We start from the raw sequence: 2,074 nt of genomic DNA, 5'->3' as shown, positions 1-2,074 counted from the left end.
TTCACGGCGTGAAAAGGGATCTGACCCCGTTCCGTTCCGGGCCGCCCAGGGGTTGACTTGACCGGCGCCCATTGATCTGCGTACAATCCCGCTCCTGTCCGCCCTCGATGGCGACAGTCCATAGACCACAATAACTACAGAGGAAGTCTGGTCATGTACGCAGTACTGGTCACCGGCGGTAAGCAATACCGCGTGGCGCAGGGCGAAAAGCTCCGCATTGAAAAGCTCGAAGTCGAAGTCGGCAGCGAGATCAAGTTCGACAACATCCTGCTGCTCGGCGACAGCGATGGCATCAAGATCGGCGACGCTCTCAGCGGCGCAGCGGTCACCGCCACCGTCCTGTCCCAGGGTCGTGCTGACAAGGTCCGGATCATCAAGTTCCGTCGCCGCAAGCACCACATGAAGCGTCAGGGTCACCGTCAGTACTACACCGAAATCGAGATCACCGGCATTGCCGGTGGCAGCAAGTAAGGAGATAGGTCATGGCACATAAAAAAGGCGTAGGCTCTTCGCGCAACGGTCGCGACTCCAACCCGAAGTACCTGGGCGTCAAGATCTTCGGTGGCCAGGCCATTGAAGCCGGCAACATCATCGTGCGTCAGCGCGGCACCCAGTTCCACCCGGGTTCGGGCGTCGGCCTCGGCCGCGACCACACCCTGTTCGCCCTCGTGGACGGCAAGGTGGAGTTCTCGGTGAAGGGCGCCAAGAAGCGTCGCACCGTCAGCGTCGTGTCGGTCGAAGCCTGATAAGGCTGGACTGGCGGCCATGCCCTGGCATGGCCCTGCTGGTCGAATCGCACGCTGCATGAAGAGCCCCGCTTCGGCGGGGCTTTTCGTTGGAATCAGTGGTACAACGGGCACGGCCCGACATTCAAGCAAGGCGGCGGCACGCAGGCCGCGCCCATCGCAGGCATCGAAACAATGAAACTGGTAGACGAAGCAGAAATCGAAGTGTTCGCCGGCAACGGCGGCAACGGCTGCATTGGCTTCCGTCGCGAGAAGTTCATTCCGCTCGGCGGCCCGGACGGCGGCGACGGCGGTGCGGGCGGCAGCGTTTACATCCGCGCCGACGAAAACCTGAACACCCTGGTCGACTTCCGCCATGACCGCATCTTCAAGGCGCAGCGCGGCGAGAATGGTATGGGCCGCCAGGCCTATGGCAAGGGCGGCGAAGACCTGACCATCACCGTGCCGGTCGGCACCGTGATCATCAACGTGGCCACCGACGAAATCATCGGCGACCTGACCCAGCACGGCGACCGCCTGCTGGTGGCGCAGGGCGGCCGTGGCGGCCTCGGCAACATGCACTTCAAGAGCTCGACCAACCGCTCGCCGCGTCAGGCGCTGCCGGGCGAGCCGGGCGAAGAGCGCACGCTGAAGCTGGAGCTGAAGCTGCTGGCCGACGTCGGCCTGCTGGGCTTCCCCAACGCCGGCAAGAGCACCCTGATCCGCGCCGTCTCGGCGGCAACGCCGAAGGTGGCTGATTACCCGTTCACCACGCTGTACCCGAACCTGGGTGTGGTGAAGGTGGAGAACTACCGCAGCTTCGTCATCGCCGACATTCCGGGCCTGATCGAAGGCGCGGCCGACGGTGCCGGCCTGGGCGCGCAGTTCCTGCGCCACCTGCAGCGCACCCGCCTGCTGCTGCACCTGGTGGATATCTCCCCCATGGAAGGCGGCGTGGAAGGCATTTCCCCGGTCGAGCAGGTGCGTGCCATCGAGCGCGAGCTGGAAAAGCATGACCCGGAGCTGCTGCAGAAGCCGCGCTGGCTGGTGCTGAACAAGGCCGACCTGATGTTCGAGGACGAGGCCAAGGCCGCGGCCGAGCAGATCGTCGCCGAGCTTGGCTGGAAGGAGCCGTGGTTCCTGGTGTCCGCACTGGGCCGCGAAGGCACCTTCCCGATCATGAGCCGGGTCATGGCCTTCTTCGATCGCCAGAAGGAAGACGAACTGGAAGCCCGCAACGCGCTGTGATGGCGTCGTGGTTCCGCACGAAAAACCCGGCCTCGGCCGGGTTTTTTGTGGACTGCCGCTTTTCTGTAGAGCCGAGCCCATGCTCGGCTGGCAGCGCGAAC

3 protein-coding genes are annotated in these 2,074 nt (G+C 64.2%); all 3 read left to right on the top strand.

Annotated features, from left to right (window positions below; all coding sequences use genetic code 11):
- The first annotated feature begins 153 nt into the window (after window positions 1–153).
- A complete protein-coding gene (rplU, locus tag DCO49_RS19870) occupies window positions 154–471 on the top strand; it encodes a 50S ribosomal protein L21 (RefSeq protein WP_004148331.1) in 318 nt (105 codons plus the stop codon).
- A gap of 11 nt (window positions 472–482) precedes the next feature.
- On the top strand, window positions 483–746 hold the full coding sequence (rpmA, locus tag DCO49_RS19865) for a 50S ribosomal protein L27 (RefSeq protein ID WP_004148333.1): 264 nt from the start codon (window positions 483–485) through the stop codon (window positions 744–746).
- A gap of 174 nt (window positions 747–920) precedes the next feature.
- Window positions 921–1,973 (top strand): Obg family GTPase CgtA, encoded by a 1,053-nt coding sequence (gene cgtA / locus DCO49_RS19860; protein WP_079221070.1) that lies wholly within the window; start codon window positions 921–923, stop codon window positions 1,971–1,973.
- Window positions 1,974–2,074 lie beyond the last annotated feature (101 nt).

The sequence above is a fragment of the Stenotrophomonas sp. SPM genome (genome assembly GCF_003105135.1).
Taxonomy (GTDB): Bacteria; Pseudomonadota; Gammaproteobacteria; order Xanthomonadales; family Xanthomonadaceae; genus Stenotrophomonas.
Note: the sequence above shows the minus strand (reverse complement) of the source record. Positions and strands in the feature narration are given on the sequence as shown.